This window comes from Corynebacterium sp. H127, assembly GCF_037482665.1.
Taxonomy (GTDB): domain Bacteria; phylum Actinomycetota; class Actinomycetes; order Mycobacteriales; family Mycobacteriaceae; genus Corynebacterium.
Map to the genome: position 1 here is coordinate 393,782 of NZ_JBBHKY010000001.1, position 14,702 is coordinate 408,483.

At 58.2% G+C, this 14,702-nt stretch carries 13 protein-coding genes; 6 read left to right on the forward strand and 7 right to left on the reverse strand.

The window, feature by feature from the left end; genetic code table 11:
• Window positions 1–19: 19 nt before the first annotated feature.
• Genes WG936_RS01860 through rbsD form a run of 3 tightly spaced genes read left to right on the forward strand, consistent with a single transcriptional unit; the run spans window position 20 to window position 2,219 of the window.
• A complete protein-coding gene (locus WG936_RS01860) occupies window positions 20–943 on the forward strand; it encodes a D-ribose ABC transporter substrate-binding protein (RefSeq protein ID WP_339563699.1) in 924 nt (307 codons plus the stop codon).
• Window positions 940–1,845, forward strand: coding sequence for a ribokinase (locus WG936_RS01865; protein ID WP_339563951.1), 906 nt, complete (start codon window positions 940–942; stop codon window positions 1,843–1,845). Before WG936_RS01860 ends, WG936_RS01865 begins: the two co-directional genes overlap by 4 nt.
• Complete coding sequence (gene rbsD / locus WG936_RS01870) at window positions 1,845–2,219, forward strand: D-ribose pyranase (protein ID WP_339563700.1); 375 nt, start codon at window positions 1,845–1,847, stop codon at window positions 2,217–2,219. Before WG936_RS01865 ends, rbsD begins: the two co-directional genes overlap by 1 nt.
• A 94-nt stretch (window positions 2,220–2,313) precedes the next feature.
• Here the strand turns inward: rbsD and gdhA are convergent, their stop codons facing one another.
• Window positions 2,314–3,660 carry an NADP-specific glutamate dehydrogenase gene (gene gdhA, locus WG936_RS01875; RefSeq protein WP_339563701.1) on the reverse strand — a complete coding sequence of 449 codons (1,347 nt, stop codon included), beginning with the start codon at window positions 3,658–3,660 and terminating at the stop codon, window positions 2,314–2,316.
• Between the two features lie 366 nt (window positions 3,661–4,026).
• On the opposite strand from gdhA, the gene WG936_RS01880 reads away from it, so the two are divergent.
• Entirely contained in the window at window positions 4,027–5,115 is a 1,089-nt protein-coding gene (locus WG936_RS01880) for a glycerate kinase (RefSeq protein WP_339571959.1), read from the forward strand.
• 1 nt (window position 5,116) lies between these two features.
• Here the strand turns inward: WG936_RS01880 and WG936_RS01885 are convergent, their stop codons facing one another.
• Window positions 5,117–5,470 (reverse strand): hypothetical protein, encoded by a 354-nt coding sequence (locus WG936_RS01885; RefSeq protein ID WP_339571960.1) that lies wholly within the window; start codon window positions 5,468–5,470, stop codon window positions 5,117–5,119.
• 31 nt (window positions 5,471–5,501) lie between these two features.
• Here WG936_RS01885 and WG936_RS01890 point away from each other — a divergent pair, with 31 nt between their 5' ends.
• Window positions 5,502–6,842 (forward strand): DUF4921 family protein, encoded by a 1,341-nt coding sequence (locus tag WG936_RS01890; RefSeq protein ID WP_339571961.1) that lies wholly within the window; start codon window positions 5,502–5,504, stop codon window positions 6,840–6,842.
• 18 nt (window positions 6,843–6,860) lie between these two features.
• Window positions 6,861–8,114 (forward strand): amidohydrolase, encoded by a 1,254-nt coding sequence (locus WG936_RS01895; protein WP_339571962.1) that lies wholly within the window; start codon window positions 6,861–6,863, stop codon window positions 8,112–8,114.
• 4 nt (window positions 8,115–8,118) lie between these two features.
• Here the strand turns inward: WG936_RS01895 and WG936_RS01900 are convergent, their stop codons facing one another.
• From WG936_RS01900 to trpC, 5 genes are read right to left on the reverse strand one after another with little or no spacing between them, the layout of a single operon-like run.
• A complete protein-coding gene (locus WG936_RS01900) occupies window positions 8,119–8,781 on the reverse strand; it encodes a GntR family transcriptional regulator (RefSeq protein WP_339571963.1) in 663 nt (220 codons plus the stop codon).
• Between the two features lie 27 nt (window positions 8,782–8,808).
• Entirely contained in the window at window positions 8,809–11,412 is a 2,604-nt protein-coding gene (glgP, locus tag WG936_RS01905) for an alpha-glucan family phosphorylase (RefSeq protein ID WP_339571964.1), read from the reverse strand.
• 49 nt (window positions 11,413–11,461) lie between these two features.
• Window positions 11,462–12,889: a pyruvate kinase gene (gene pyk, locus WG936_RS01910; RefSeq protein WP_339571965.1), complete on the reverse strand. Its 1,428-nt coding sequence runs from the start codon at window positions 12,887–12,889 to the stop codon at window positions 11,462–11,464.
• A gap of 33 nt (window positions 12,890–12,922) precedes the next feature.
• On the reverse strand, window positions 12,923–13,783 hold the full coding sequence (gene lgt / locus WG936_RS01915) for a prolipoprotein diacylglyceryl transferase (protein ID WP_339563952.1): 861 nt from the start codon (window positions 13,781–13,783) through the stop codon (window positions 12,923–12,925).
• Window positions 13,784–13,835: 52 nt separating this feature from the next.
• Window positions 13,836–14,648 (reverse strand): indole-3-glycerol phosphate synthase TrpC, encoded by an 813-nt coding sequence (gene trpC, locus WG936_RS01920; protein WP_339563953.1) that lies wholly within the window; start codon window positions 14,646–14,648, stop codon window positions 13,836–13,838.
• Window positions 14,649–14,702 lie beyond the last annotated feature (54 nt).

The window sequence follows — 14,702 nt, forward strand, 5'->3', positions numbered from 1 at the left end:
AGTTCTCGAAAGGAACCTCATGTCCATCGCACGCAAGTCCCTCGCTATTGCCTCCATTTTCGCCCTGTCTTTCAGCATGACAGCCTGCAACCGCGGTGAGGCCGGCCAGGATTCCGTCACACTGGCACTGTCCACCCAATCCAACCCATTTTTCGTAGAACTGCGCGACGGCGCACAAAAGAAGGCCGATGAGCTGGGCGTGAAGCTCAGCATCCAGGATGCGTCCGATGACGCCTCCACCCAGGCAGACCAGCTCAAGAATGCAGAGACCTCCGGCTCGGGCGTGGTCATTGTCAACCCAACCGACTCCGACGCTGTTGTCCCATCCGTGAAGTCCCTCAACAACGCCAAGATCCCAGTGATCGCCGTTGACCGCTCCGCAAGCGAGGGCGAGATCGCATCCTTCATTGCTTCTGACAACGTCGCTGGCGGCAAGCAAGCTGCCGAAGCACTGGCGAAGTCAATCGGCGAAGAAGGCGAAGTACTGATTCTGCAGGGCATTGCCGGATCCTCCGCTTCCCGTGACCGTGGCAAGGGCTTCGAAGAAGGTATCTCCGCCTTCCCGAACATCAAGGTTGCGGCGAAGCAGACCGCCAACTTCGACCGCACCGAAGGCCTGAACGTCACCACTAACCTGCTGCAGGCACACCCCAACGTCAAGGCAGTCTTTGCTGAGAACGACGAAATGGCACTCGGCGCTATTGAGGCTCTGGGAGCGAAGGCAGGCAAGGAAGTAAAGGTATTTGGTTTCGACGGCACCGCTGACGGTATTGCAGCCGTCGAAAAGGGCTCGCTTGCAGGAACCATCGCACAGCAGCCAGCTGAGCTGGGTGCACAGGCCGTGGAGCAGGCCAAGGCACTTCTCGACGGCAAGGACGCTAAGAAGGAAATCCCGGTTGAGGTCGTGACCGTAGATTCCTCCAACGTTGCTGAGTTCAAATAATGAAGACGCTCTGCGTAGTTGGTTCCATCAACGCTGACCTATTCGTCCAGGTACACCGCCACCCACAGCCAGGCGAAACTCTGCTTGGCTCCGGCGGGGACATTTTGCCTGGCGGTAAGGGAGCAAACCAAGCAGTAGCCGCAGCGCTGCAGGGAGCCCGCGTTCGTTTCATCGGCGCGGTTGGTGACGATGCGTACGCAGAGTCTGCGCTCTCCCTCATGCGTTCTTCCGGTGTGGACTGCTCCCACATCTCGCAGCTAGCGCAGACAACCACCGGACTTGCGATCATCACTGTGGCTGAAGACGGCGAAAACACGATCATCGTCGTGCCAGGTGCAAACGCAGCAGTAGACGGCGATTTCCTGGCATCCCACTCAGTGTCGGATGCAGAAATCCTGCTCCTACAAGGCGAGATTCCGGCCGAGGGCTTCGCCGCTGCGGTGGCGCAAGCGAGCGGACGAGTCATTATCAACTTGGCGCCTGTCATCGACGTTGATCGCGCAGCGCTTCTCCGCGCTGACCCCCTGGTTGTCAACGAACACGAAGCCGGCCTCGTTATGACTCAGCTCGGCATTACTGCGCCGCAGTCTGAGCCCGCAAACATGGTGAGTGCGCTGCTCGATGCCGGTTTTGCTTCCGTTGTTCTCACTCTGGGCGCCAAGGGTGCCCTGCTCGGCGATAGTGCCGGGCTCACCGCCATCCCGTCGCCATCGATCACGGCGGTAGACACTACCGGGGCTGGTGATGCCTTCACTGGGGCGCTGGCAGCCCAATTGCTGGCTGGCCATTCGCTCCGTACTGCGGCCCAACATGCCGCTCGTGTCGGTGCTTATGCTGCCACCAAGCACGGCGCTCAGCCGTCATACCCTTCCCTATCCGATCCACTACCGGAGGTCCACTGATGCGCAAGTTGGGCATTTTGAACGCGGAGCTAGCCGCTGCAATCAACCAGCTCGGGCACACAGACACCTTTGCGGTGGCTGACTGCGGGTTACCTATCCCCAGCCATGTACCAGTAATCGATTTGGCGCTGGTCTTTGGCATCCCGAGGTTCAGTGAGGTGCTGGCAGCGCTACGGGAAGAGGTAGTGATTCAAGAATCGCTTGTCGCTGAAGAGTCGCCTGAAGAAGTAGTGGCGCTCTTCAACGGGCTGCCCCTCCGGAAGGAAAGCCATGAAGAGCTCAAGGCGCTGCTCAGCGACGTCAAGTTTGTGGTTCGCACCGGAGAGACCACAGCCTATGCCAATGTCATCCTCACTTCAGGAGTGGCATTCTAGCGTGGCCGTTCAGGTCCCATGAGCACACTAATGGCCCGCTTCCGATCACTGCAGCTAAGCAGGGGACAGGAAGCGGGCCGATTTTTTGTCGGTGTTAGATAACGCCCTGTGCGAGCATTGCGTCAGCAACCTTCTTGAAGCCTGCAATGTTGGCGCCGATTACGTAGTCGCCTTCGTGACCGTATTCTTTGGCCGTCTTGGCAACGTTCTGGAAGATGCCCGACATGATCTTGTGCAGCCGCTCGTCGGTGTACTCGAAGCTCCAGGAGTCACGGGAAGCGTTCTGCTGCATCTCCAATGCGGAGGTAGCAACGCCACCGGCGTTGGCAGCCTTACCTGGACCAAAGTGGATGCCTCGCTCGCGGTAAACCTCGATCGCCTCCGCGGTGGATGGCATGTTTGCGCCTTCTGCGACGAACTTACAACCGTTGTCTGCCAGCGCCTTGGCGTGGGAGCCACCGAGCTCATTCTGAGTGGCACATGGCAATGCAACATCACAAGGTAGATCCCAGATGGATCCTTCTGTGTGCAGCACGGCGCCTTCAGTCTCGTTAACGTAAGCGGTGACACGCTCGCGGCGTACTTCCTTGATTTCCTTGAGCTTGGCAACGTCAACGCCGTTAGGCGTCTCTACCCATGCCGTGGAATCGGAGAACGCGATGACAGTGCCGCCCAGCTCCTGTACCTTTTCGATGGCGTAGATGGCCACGTTTCCGGAGCCGGAGACAATAACCTTCTTGCCTTCGAAGGAGGAGCCATGTGCCTCGAGCATTTCCTTGGTGAAGTACACCAGGCCATAGCCGGTGGCTTCGGTGCGCACCAAGGAACCACCCCAGGCGAGGCCCTTACCGGTGAGAACACCGGATTCATGCTGGTTTGCCAGGCGGCGGTACTGCCCGAACAGGTAGCCGATCTCACGTCCGCCGACTCCGATATCGCCTGCTGGCACGTCACGGTATTCGCCGATGTGGCGATGCAATTCGGTCATAAAGGACTGGCAGAATCGCATGATCTCGGCGTCGGACTTGCCCTTGGGGTCGAAGTCGGAACCGCCCTTGCCGCCGCCGATTGGCAGACCGGTCAGGGAGTTCTTGAAGATCTGCTCGAAGCCGAGGAACTTGATGATGCCAAGGTTGACAGATGGGTGGAAGCGCAGGCCGCCTTTGTAAGGTCCGATTGCAGAGTTGAACTGAACACGGAAACCACGGTTGACCTGGACTTCACCCTTGTCATCAACCCAAGGAACACGGAACATCAGCTGGCGCTCTGGCTCGCAGAGGCGCTGGATGAGTCCGTAGTCGGCGTAGTGTGGATCCTTTTCAAGCACGATCTTGAGGGAGTCGAGTACTTCGGCAACAGCCTGGTGGAATTCTGGCTCGCCGGCATTGCGCAGCAGAAGCTTGTTGTAATAGTCAGAGACTTGGGCCTCGATAGAAGACATGCTGCATTCCTTTCGGTATTCGCGCAGCCTCACAACCCTTGTTCTTCCGGGGTGCAATAATGGCTTCTACCCCGGGCAAGAATTGCGATTGCCGCGGATGTTGATAAAACGACCACCTGCAAGTGAATTACTTCAGCTAACAACGTGACGGTGAAAACTTTATCAGAATATTCGTGGCGGCTTTTCCCAGAAATGAGCCACAGGCCAGAATTCGGCCGTTTTTGAGATGTGGATCACAACTGGAAATTGCCTGGCAAAACGTCAAAAAGCACACTGACCATCTCATATGGCGGATGCTTTTGTTGAACAAAGTTCCATAACGTGAGAATAAAACTCCAACCGCAAATATACAACAGATTGGATATTATGCATACGCTTCGCGTGTTGATCGCCCCAGATTCTTTCAAAGGAACAGCAACCGCTCCCCAGGCCGCCGAGCTCATCGCTATGGGAATCCAGCGCGTGCTCCCCGACGCCACAGTCACCCTACTGCCGCTTGCCGACGGCGGTGAAGGCACCGCCGCCTGCTTTGAGGGAAGCACCATCACCCTCCCCACCACCGATGCCGCAGGCCGCCTCACCGAAGCGAGTTACGTCTTTAACGATGCCTACCCAGAGGCTTTCATTGACGTTGCCGCCGCCTCTGGGCTTCCAGCTGTCGCCGACTGCCCAGTCCCAACCACCGGCGACACCTATGGCACCGGAGTGCTGATTGCTGACGCTGTTTCTCGCGGCGCCCGCAGAATTACGCTGGGCCTGGGAGGCAGCGCCACCGTCGACGGCGGTTCGGGAATCCTTGTTGCTCTCGGCGCTAGCGCAATGGATGCCGCTGGGAACCCACTACGGCAGGGTGGCGCAGCACTGAAAGACTTCGACCATTTCGATACTGCCCAGCTCAACATCCCCGCCGCCAGTGTGGAATGGGTACTGCTCACAGACGTAACCTCCCCTGCTATCGGCCCCAACGGGGCCGCAGCAGTTTTCGGCCCCCAAAAGGGTGCCTCCCCGGAAGATGTTGCTGTTCTGGATAAAGCGCTGGCCACGCTGTGTGAAAAATGCGGAATCGACCCCACCCGACCCGGTTTTGGCGCTGCAGGGGGCCTACCTATCGCACTCACGTGGCTGTCCGCCATCATGCATGGCACAGAATCCGCCATCAAGGTGCTCCCCGGCGCACAGGTGGTCGCCGAATCCATGGGCCTGGTAGAACACTTGCACGAGGCTGACGTTGTGATCACGGGCGAGGGTTCGTTTGACGAGCAATCATCTCGCGGCAAAGTTACGGGCATGGTCTTGGAACTCGCGGCGAAACAAGGCACGCAAGCTGCCATCGTCGCCGGCCGGTTCAAGGACTCCCCCGCCACTGACGTCCTCACGGCCGAGCTCATCGATGCCGACATCAACACCCAGCTCATCGATGCTGGAGAACGCATCGCCCGGCAGCTTAATACTTAAGTCAGTGACGGATTTCCACAACCCAGGGATAGTCAGCTGCGATCTCAAACTCCTGCTCGTTTTCCAACAACGCCGGTTCTGCAGGCAGGTCGGCGTGTGGGGTAAGGAGCCGGGCAAAAGTCATCGCGGTGTGGTTCAGATTGTTGGGAGCCTGCACCACGTATCGAGCCATTCGATAGTCGTCGACATTGCCCTCGACTTGGGCGCGTAGCTGCTCTGCAACTTCAGCAGCTACGACGGCCTCGCCGTCGAGTAGCGCGGTGAGCTTCATGGTGCTGGCAAGTTTCTCAAAGCGTGCTAGCAGGGAGGTAATCTCAGACTCGGGAACGAGGACATCGAAAATAATCTCAGGCATAAACTCAGCGTAGCTAATAAGGTCGATAAGTATGAGCACACCTTTTCTCAACCGCCCTACCCCGCTAATCACAATGGCCGATGGCACATTGAAGCAGGTCAACCCTCTCACGGGAACCGAGGTGTGGACGGTGCCCGGTCGTGGCAATCGCCCCCTCTCCACACCTGCAACCGACCCGCGGGAACTCAGCGAAGAGGATCATCGCGCGGCGTGCGCCTTCTGCTCCGAACGACTCCTGCAAACTCCACCAGAAAAGGCGCGGGTGGTGCTGGAAGAGGGAAATTGGGTCACCCGGCCGGGCTTGCTTCCAGGACAGCTTGCTAGCAGCACCGCAGAGTTTCGCCGCGTCCCCAACCTTTTCGAAATTGTCTCCTACGACTACTGGCAGGAGAACTACGGCTATGAGATGGACGCAGAAACTGCCCTGAGGATGCACGAATACCTTGCTGATCCGGAAGGCCGGGAGCACGTTTTTAACATCGTCAAGACACGTTTGCGGGCTGCCGGCAAAAGCGAAGCAGAGCTGGAGGCCCTCACCGAAGAAGAACTGGTAGATCGCGCTGACAGCTACTTCGGTGGCGGGCACGATCTGATTATTGGGCGCCGCCACTTTATCGACGGCGCAACACACGACTCACAGTTGGCGTCTTCAGGCACCCTTAGCGTCGCGGAACACCGCGCGATGATTCGCTTCACCACAGAAGCCATCGCCGACCTCTACTCCCGCAACCGCTACGCGCCTTATGTCGCGGTTTTCCAGAACTGGCTCAAGCCCGCCGGAGCTTCCTTTGACCATCTGCACAAACAGCTGGTTGCCATTGATGAGCGGGGAGTTCATGCAGAGGCGGAGATTTCACGGCTGCGGGCAAACCCGAATATGTACAACGAGTGGGCGGTAGACTACGCGAACTACCACAACCTCATCCTTGCTGAGAATGATCACGCGGTGGCTTTCGCCGGCTTCGGGCACCGTTACCCAACGCTAGAGGTCTACTCGAAATCAGCAACCCCGGAGCCCTGGCTGCAGACCACAGCGGAGATCAACGCTATGAGTGATCTCATCCACGCCTGCCACGCCGCCACCGGCGCCAACGTGCCTTGCAACGAGGAATGGCACCATAAGCCAATCGACCTAGATATTCCTATGCCATGGCGCGTGATGATCAAGTGGCGTGTCTCCAACCTCGCAGGATTTGAAGGCGGCACCAAGATTTACCTCAACACGCTTTCACCGCAGAACATTCGGGATCGCGTAGTACCGGAACTGTTCCGACTCCGCGAAGAGAACCGAATCGCCCCGACCGTCCGCATTGCCACTGAGGCGAACGTGGAACGAAACTCCCTCAAGTACAACCCCATACTGCGGGGTTAGAGGTCTAAAGTTAAGGGTATGTCCGAAATCACTTCCATCCTCGCCCAGTCCACAGTCGATCTAGGGTGGCAGCGCGAATTCTATCGTGATCTGCACACCCACCCTGAGCTATCCATGCAGGAAAAGCGCACAGCGCAACAAATTCTGCGGAAGCTAGCAGACTTCGATTGCGAAGTGATCTCCGGTATCGGCGGCTATGGCATTATCGCAATTTTCCGAAACGGCGCCGGACCTACCGCGGTCATGCGCGCCGACTTTGATGCCCTTCCTGTAGAAGAAAAGACCGGTATCGACTTCGCCTCCGTTGCGGAAGGTGTCACCCCACAGGGAGTGCGCACAAAGCTGATGCATGCCTGTGGCCACGACATGCACACCACTGCCTTGCTTGGCTGCTGTGCGCTTCTTGACGACCTGCGCGAGCATTGGTCTGGCACCTTTGTCGCCCTATTCCAGCCTTCTGAGGAAAATGGCGCCGGCGCGCTCCGCATGGTCCAGGACAATCTCAAAGAGGTCATGCCACGACCAGATGTGGTATTTGGCCAGCATATTGGCCCTGGCGCCGCCGGCACCATCAGGTCTATGCCAGGTCCAGCGCTCGCCGCTGCAGATTCCATTCGAATCAAGATCTTCGGCAAGTCCTCTCACGGATCAATGCCGCACCTTTCCATCGACCCCACTTTTGTGGCGGCCATGGTGGTTGTGCGTTTGCAAGGAATCGTCGGGCGAGAAATCCCTCCATCGGAATTCGCCGTCATCACCGTAGGTACCTTGTCCTCCGGAAACTCGAACAACACTATCCCTGAATCGGCATATCTGGTACTGAATTGCCGCACCTACAATGACGAGATCAAGAAAGATCTCTACGCCGCCATTGAGCGCGTGGTCCGCGGCGAATGTGCGGCCTCGGGCTGCCCACAGCCCCCGACTTTTGAGTACACCAACCATGCCCCACTGACAGACAATGACCCTGAGGTCTTCGCACGCGTCCGCAGCAACTTTGATGCAGTCTTTGGGGAAGACTCCGTAGACGGCGCCCCCTGGACCGCCTCCGAGGACTTTTCCCAGATTCCGCGGGCGTATGACGCCCCATATTTGTACTGGATGCTGGGTGCCACACCGCGGGAGCAATGGGAGAAAGCGGTAGCTACTGACCGAATCGCGGAGGATGTCCCCTCGAACCACATGAGTACGTTCCTGCCAGATTTTGAGCCCACAGTCACCACCGCGAATAAGGCAGCGGCAACCGCTATCCTGACGTACTTGGCCATCTAGGGGGCTACTCACTCGGTAACGGGAGGGTGCGCAGTACCGCGAGTGTCCGCAGCAGGTGCTGCGTTTGTAGTTCTACGCATTGGTCCACGTCTGCTTCTTCAAAGGCTTCAATCAAAGCAGCGTGGTCCTTGGCACCTGAGCTGAACAACTCCGGCTTCGATTGGAGGGCGACGCACACGTAGGGAGCAGCTGCGAGGGAGAGGTTGAGTACGATTCGGGAAGTCCATGAATCGTCGATGCACATCAGCGCGCAGTGGAATTCCCGATCAAGGTCGGCGTAGAGCACCGGATCCGATTCCGCATTAAGACGGTGCATCATATCTTTGGCACCGGAAAGATCTTGGGCAGGTCCCTCAAAGTATTTGCGGATGAGGATCGGGTCCAGAATCGAGCGGAGGTGATACACCTCTTCCGCTCGTTCCAGACTGAACCCCGTGACCGTCGTGCCTTTATGAGCTTCGGACTGGGCTAAGCCGTCTTGTTCCAAACGGCGTATTGCTTCTCGAATCGGGGTCACTGAAACCCCCAATTTCTCAGCCCAGTCTGATTGGACAATATGAGAACCTCCGGGGAGTTCCCCGGAGGTGATAGCGCGACGCAGCTCCGTGTAAGAAAACTCGGCCTGCGTCATAGGGGTGCGTCCCCGCTCGAAGGTCACCGAACTCATACGGTTTACCCTACTCCGCGGGGTTCATTAATAGAACTTCACCAATTCCAGCTCAGCCGGGTTGGGTAAGAGCTGATGCCGTGGCACAACGCGGACGGTGTACCCAAGCTGACCTGGCTCGTGAATCAGCAGCTCAGCCCAATAACGCCCTTCCCCATTGTCCTGCATCGAGACGACGGTGGTGTCCACTAGATTGCCCTCGTGATCCAGCGCGCCGAAGACCGCTTGGACGTCAACATCGCGTCCGGTCAGCATGCCCAGCTCCACGTCCACAGAGATACTCGCTGTTTCTCCGGCGGTAACAGCGCGGTTGGTATCGGAAGCGTTCCGCAGCTGCAGATCAGCCAGACGGAGGTTTGGCCAGGACTGATACACCCGTTCTTTCCAGTTCACGAACTGCTCTGCGGCATCCGGATCGCGCATCACCAGTCGCGCAGCGTGATTTGCAGGACGGTAGTACTGCTCGGTGTAATCACGCACCATGCGGGTGCAGCTGACCAGTGGCGAAAGCTCCGTCATGGAACGGCGAACTATGTCGAGCCACTCACGAGGTACCCCGGCTTCGTCCCGTTCGTAGAACTTCGGCACGATCTCATACTCGAGGAGATCATAAAGTGCTTCTGCTTCTAGCTGATCACGGAACATCTGATCATCTGTCTCCACCGTCGGAATGGTCCAGCCATAGCCCTCTTGTGGCATTTCGTCCCACCAGCCATCGGAGATAGACAAGGTCAAGCAGCCATTCATCACGGCTTTCATGCCAGAGGTTCCGGAGGCCTCCTGCGGCCGCACCGGGTTATTGAGCCAGATATCTGATCCGGAAACCAGGTAGCTTGCGAGCCCGATGTCATAGTCCGGTAGGAAGAGGAAGCGATCGCGCACGCCGGCTTCGTCTGCGAAACGAACGATTTCCTGCATCAACTTCTTGCCACCCATGTCATTGGGGTGTGCCTTGCCCGCGATGACGAACTGCACGGGACGCTGCTCGTTGAGCAGAATCTTGCGGAGTCGCTCCGGGTTTTTCAGCATCAGCGTCAGACGCTTATAAGTGGACACACGGCGCGCAAAGCCGACGGTGAGAATATTCGGATCCAACACACGGTCGGTCCAGCTCAGCTGGGCTGCGAACTGGCCACGTCGTATTCCGGATTGTTTGATCGCTTTGCGTGCGACGCGGACGAGATCCCCACGCAATTTGTTGCGTACGCCCCACAGCTCTTCATCCTCAACCGCGTCCGGGTTGCTCCACTCGTCGGCAACTGCCAGATCCTGGCCTTCGGAAAAGCGTTCGATGATCGCGCGCATTTCGGGTTTAGTCCAGGTAGGCAAATGTACGCCGTTGGTGACCGAGCCGATTGGGACCTCTTCCGGTTCAAAACCGTTGTAGAGGGCAGCGAACATGTGGCGGGAGACCTCACCGTGCAGCTTTGCGACGCCATTGGCGTGCTGCGATAGCCGCAGGCCCATATGCGCCATGTTGAATCGGTGCGGGTCTGCCTCAGCGCCCAGGGAAAGACAACGATCCAGCGGTACGCCTGGGACGAGGTGGCGTTCCTCCGGCAGTCCTTCACCCAGGTACCGTCGGACCAAGTTCATGTCAAAGCGGTCGATGCCTGCTGGCACTGGGGTGTGGGTGGTAAAGATGCTGGCTGCGCGCACCTGGGCTAATGCAGCATCGAATGTGGCCCCTTCGACCATGCGCTCGCGAATCCGCTCGAGGCCTAAGAAGCCGGCATGCCCTTCATTGAGGTGGGCAACTCGTGGGCGGGCCAAGCCACGGGAATCACAGAATGCATTGACAGCACGCACGCCGCCGACGCCAAGGACTAGTTCTTGGCGGACTCGGTGTTCACTGTCGCCGCCATAAAGCCGGTCAGTGACATCCTGCATGTCCGGCGGGTTGTCTGGGATGTTGGTATCGAGCAGCAACAGTGGGACGCGCCCTACTGCAGCCACCCACAGGGCGATAACAATGTCGCGTCCCTCTGGGAAAGCGACGGTGACTTTAAGCTGCTGGCCCTTCTCATCAAGGACTTGTTCCACCGGAAGCAGATTCGGGTCGTGGTACTCGTAGTGCTCCTCCTGCCAGCCATCGCCGGACAGGGACTGAGTGAAGTAGCCGTAGGAGTACAACAGTCCGACGCCGATAAGCGGGACACCAAGATCGGAGGCTGACTTCATGTGGTCGCCGGACAAAACTCCCAAGCCACCGGAGTAGATCGGGAGGGAGGGGTGAATACCGAACTCCATTGAGAAGTATGCAGCAATCGGATCTGCCGGACCGAGGTCGCTTTCGCCTACGGTCGCTTGGTCCTCAATCTGATGCGTCGCATGGCTGTTTTGGTACCAGAAGGAGGATTGCAGGTAGGAATTAAGATCAGCTTCTTCAGCATTGACACGCTCGACATAATCCCGATCTGCAGCGAGTTCGCGCAAGCGCTCCGAGGAGGCCTCCATGAGCATCCGGCGGGGATTCTCATCGAAGTCGCTCCATCGGGTCGGATCGATTTCACTGAAAAGGTCGCGGGTTTCTTGGCGCCAAGACCAACGCAAATTCATGGCGAGGTGCCACAACGGTGCGAGGGCCGGCGGGACGCTTTGAACAACGTTGATGGTGTTTGAAGGTTTCACGCCCTTCACTTTGCCACAGAACGAGGAAACCGCGACCGGAACAGAAAAACTAGTACTTCACTTCGCTCACGTCTTCGCCAAGCATGTGGACGTGAATCATGTTGGTATTGCCTGGTTCTCCAGGAGGAGTACCTGCCACGACAACCATCACATCGCCGACTTGGTAGTCGTCCATAGCCAACAGCGCTTTGTCTACTTCCACCATCATGTCGTCGGTGGTGCGCACCGTTGAACACAAGAAGGTCTGCGCGCCCCACGTGAGAGCAAGCTGGGAACGAACTTCTACCTGCGGGGTGAACACCAGCAGTGGCAGCGAGCTGTGCAAACGTGCAAGTCGCTTAGCGGTATCGCCGGAGGTGGTGAAAGCAACCAGTGCCTTCGCATTCAGACGCTCTGCGATGTCACGCGCCGAGTAGGACAACACGCCCCGCTTGGTGCGCGGAATGTGGCTGAGTGGTGGCGTGGAACCGTTGGATTCCGCAGCTGCCACGATGCGAGCCATCGTGCGAACCACGTTCTTAGGGTCCTTTCCCACGGAGGTTTCGCCGGAAAGCATCACGGCATCTGCGCCGTCGAGCACAGCGTTGGCAACGTCCGAAGCTTCCGCGCGAGTCGGGCGGGAGTTTTCGATCATGGAGTCCAACATCTGGGTCGCCACGATCACTGGCTTAGCATTCTCTCGGGCAATTTGAACCGCCCGCTTCTGCACGCCGGGGACATCTTCCAACGGCACTTCCACGCCGAGGTCACCACGGGCCACCATGACAGCGTCGAAAGCCAGGATGATGGATTCGAGTGCTTCAACTGCTTCTGGCTTCTCCAGCTTTGCGATCACCGGCACGCGACGATTCTCTTCGTCCATGACCTGGTGGACTAGCTCGATGTCCGCTGGGGAACGGACGAAGGACAGTGCGATGAAGTCCACGCCGAGCTGCAGGGCGAAGCGGAGGTCGCGGATGTCCTTCTCGGATAGCGCAGGCACCGAGATGTTCATGCCAGGCAGGGAAACACCCTTGTTGTTGGAGACTGGGCCGCCCTCAGTGACCTCACAGATGACGTCATCGCCTTCCACAGCGATGCAGACGAGGCCAACCTTGCCGTCGTCGACAAGCAAGCGATCACCAGGCTTGGCGTCCTTAGCGAGCTCCTTGTAGGTAGTGGAGACGCGGTCATGCGTACCTGCTACGTCTTCAACGGTGATGCGGACCGTCTCGCCGGTTTCCCACACAGTGGCACCGTCCACGAAACGACCGAGTCGGATCTTAGGGCCCTGGAGATCGGCCAGCACGCCGATGGCGCGACCAGTCTCGTCGTTTGCTTCCCGTACCCAGCGGTAGTTCTGTTCATGGTCGGCATGATCGCCGTGCGAGAAGTTCAATCGCGCGACATCCATTCCAGCCTTTGCTAAACCAAGGATGCCTTCTTTAGAGGCGACTGCCGGACCGAGCGTACATACAATCTTTGTTCGTCTATTCACGCCCCCCACCCTAGTCCTAATGGGGGTACACGGCTACAAGTGTGACCCAGGGCGGTCGGATCCGCTGGTTGCTTGTCGACGTCCCAACCAAAAGAACATCACAATTGCGACCAAGAAGAGAATTCCTGAGGTGAAAGTATTCACGCGTTGGCCAAGGATGAGCGTCGCCGGATCACTGCGCATGAGCTCGATCCAGAAGCGGCCCGCGGTATAGCCCGCAACGTAGAGCCAGAAGACTCGGCCACGATCCAGATCGAATTGCTTGTCAGCCCAAAGCAACAAGAGGCAAATCAGTACGTTCCAGATCAGCTCATACAGAAAAGTCGGGTGCACCACATCGATCACTTCACCGGTAGAACGGCCGGTCAGCGGCGCCAGCGCACCGTTAGCATCCACGCGGTAGTAGATCTCTAAGCCCCACGGCAAGGTGGTCGGGCCACCGTAGAGCTCTTGGTTGAAGTAGTTCCCCAACCGTCCAATGGCTTGGGCCAAGATGATCCCGGGGGCGGCGGCGTCGAGAAGCGGTGCGAAGGGCAGTTTCCGGACGCGCATCATCACCCACACGCACAGCACACCGAGAGCTACTGCTCCCCAAATTCCCAGGCCACCGTTCGTCACCTTGAGCGCATCGACTGGGTTGCACGTGTCACAAAAATATTGATCATTATCAGTGATCACATGGTAGATTCGGCCACCGATAATTCCGGCCGGGACAGCAATGAGTGCCGCGTCCAACACGACATCTGGATTACCGCCACGGGCTAGGTAGCGTCGCTTCGTCAGCCAGATTGCCACGAGGATTCCGGCAACAATGCAGAGCGCATAGGCGCGGATCGGAATGCCACCGAGGTGCCACACCCCTTGCGGCGGCGAAGGTAGGTACGCGAGATTCATCACGCAACTAGTGTGCCCTAAAGATGGGATACGCGCTGCCACTACCCCAGGATTAGCGCGTGGTCGGAGTGGCGGGATGCTGGCCGACGGCAACCATCGTGCGCACCAGCCGGAGTGGCTCTGGAGCTGTCACCAGGCTTTCCCCGATCACCACAGCATCAGCACCAGCACTGGAATACCAACGCAAGTCCTTGGGGGTGCGTACCCCGGATAAGGCCACACGAATCGTCTCTCTCGGAAGCCCAGGAGCGATCTCACCAAATGCTTTGGGGTTCATCGTCATGGAATGAAGGTTGCGGGCGTTCACGCCTACAACCGAGGCTCCGGCCTGGATGGCCCGCGAGGCGTCGTCCGGGGTTTGCACCTCTACAAGCGCCGTCATCCCTAGAGACTCAATGCGATCCAGCAATGACTCGAGTCGAGGCTGGTCGAGCGCGGAAACGATGAGGGGAACCATGTCGGCCCCGTAGTAGCGTGCCTCATGGATCTGGTAAGGATCGACGATGAAGTCTTTGCTCATCACCGGTACGGACACCGCTGCACGCACGGCAGCGAGATCTTCGAGCGAACCCATGAATCGTCGACGCTCAGTCTGGCAGCCGATCATGCGCGCGCCGCCGGCTTCGAATTGCATAGCGAGTTCAGCGGGGCGTTCAATCTGAGCGATTACACCATGGCAGGGGGTGGCACGCTTGATTTCGGCGATGACGCCACAGCCTTGTTGCAGGAGGGCGCCGCGAGCGTCACGGGGCGGATCAACCGCCTTGGACATCGCCTTGATTTCCTTGAATGGAACCAACGACTCCCGGTAGGCGACATCTTCCACTACGCCCTGAATGATCTGCTCAAAGATGGACACGAGTATCTGTCCTCTCGCTTGCAAACCCAGGGAAAAGTTGGTGCACAAAACTAAGGCTAG

Bases quoted from the DNA above. Each gene is read 5' to 3' on its own strand.
- WG936_RS01860 (WP_339563699.1), top strand. From the start codon at position 20: ATGTCCATCGCACGCAAGTCCCTCGCTATTGCCTCCATTTTCGCCCTG.
- rbsD (WP_339563700.1), top strand. From the start codon at position 1,845: ATGCGCAAGTTGGGCATTTTGAACGCGGAGCTAGCCGCTGCAATCAAC.
- gdhA (WP_339563701.1), bottom strand. From the start codon at position 3,660: ATGTCTTCTATCGAGGCCCAAGTCTCTGACTATTACAACAAGCTTCTG.
- WG936_RS01880 (WP_339571959.1), top strand. From the start codon at position 4,027: ATGCATACGCTTCGCGTGTTGATCGCCCCAGATTCTTTCAAAGGAACA.
- WG936_RS01885 (WP_339571960.1), bottom strand. From the start codon at position 5,470: ATGCCTGAGATTATTTTCGATGTCCTCGTTCCCGAGTCTGAGATTACC.
- WG936_RS01890 (WP_339571961.1), top strand. From the start codon at position 5,502: ATGAGCACACCTTTTCTCAACCGCCCTACCCCGCTAATCACAATGGCC.
- WG936_RS01895 (WP_339571962.1), top strand. From the start codon at position 6,861: ATGTCCGAAATCACTTCCATCCTCGCCCAGTCCACAGTCGATCTAGGG.
- WG936_RS01900 (WP_339571963.1), bottom strand. From the start codon at position 8,781: ATGAGTTCGGTGACCTTCGAGCGGGGACGCACCCCTATGACGCAGGCC.
- lgt (WP_339563952.1), bottom strand. From the start codon at position 13,783: ATGAATCTCGCGTACCTACCTTCGCCGCCGCAAGGGGTGTGGCACCTC.